We start from the raw sequence: 865 nt of genomic DNA on the forward strand, positions 1-865 counted from the left end.
CGATTACCCGGCACGGTAAGCCCGTCCGTACCAATGACGGTCCGGGCAATCGGGCGGGCGGGTGGGCAAAACCCCCGGCGCGGCGCGCCGGGGGCCTGGGGTCACCCGTCTGCTTACGCCTTACGAAGGCGGAACGTCAGTCCGAGCCCCTCGTCGGTGAAGGGCTCACCGAAGGAGTCATCGGCGGAGCCGGTGGCGAAGTCCGTCGCAAGGACCTCGTCGGAGATAAGGCCCGCGTGCTCGCCCAGAGCCGTGACGACCTCCTCCTCGGTGGAGACCCACCGAAGCGCGATGCGGTCGGCGACATCCAGCCCGCTGTTCTTGCGCGCCTCCTGGATCAGCCGGATCGCGTCGCGGGCCAGGCCCGCACGCCGCAGTTCCGGGGTGATCTCCAGGTCGAGGGCGACCGTGGCGCCGGAGTCGGAGGCCACGGACCAGCCCTCGCGTGGGGTCTCGGTGATGATGACCTCGTCCGGGGTGAGTGTGACCGTCTCGCCGTCGACCTCGACGGAGGCCGTGCCTTCCCGTAGTGCCAGCGACAGCGAAGCGGCATCCGCCGCCGCGACTGCCTTGGCGACCGCCTGGACGCCCTTGCCGAAGCGCTTGCCCAGCGCGCGGAAGTTGGCCTTGGCGGTGGTGTCGACCAGCGAACCGCCCACCTCCGACAGGGACGCGAGCGAGGAGACGTTCAGCTCCTCGGCGATCTGGGCGCGCAGCTCCTCGCCCAGCGTCTCGAAACCGGCCGCCGCGACCAGGGCGCGGGACAGGGGCTGGCGTGTCTTGACGCCGGATTCGGCGCGGGTGGCGCGGCCCAGTTCGACCAGGCGGCGGACCAGCAGCATTTGCTGCGAGAGCGTCGGGTCGA

At 71.1% G+C, this 865-nt stretch carries 1 protein-coding gene; it reads right to left on the minus strand.

Translation table 11 applies throughout. The features are described from left to right. Nucleotides 1–113: 113 nt before the first annotated feature. On the minus strand, nucleotides 114–865 hold a 752-nt coding region (locus RM609_RS34170), incomplete at its 5' end, for a DUF5915 domain-containing protein (protein WP_311616572.1).

It is taken from the genome of Streptomyces hesseae (genome assembly GCF_031845785.1).
GTDB lineage: Bacteria > Actinomycetota > Actinomycetes > Streptomycetales > Streptomycetaceae > Streptomyces > Streptomyces hesseae.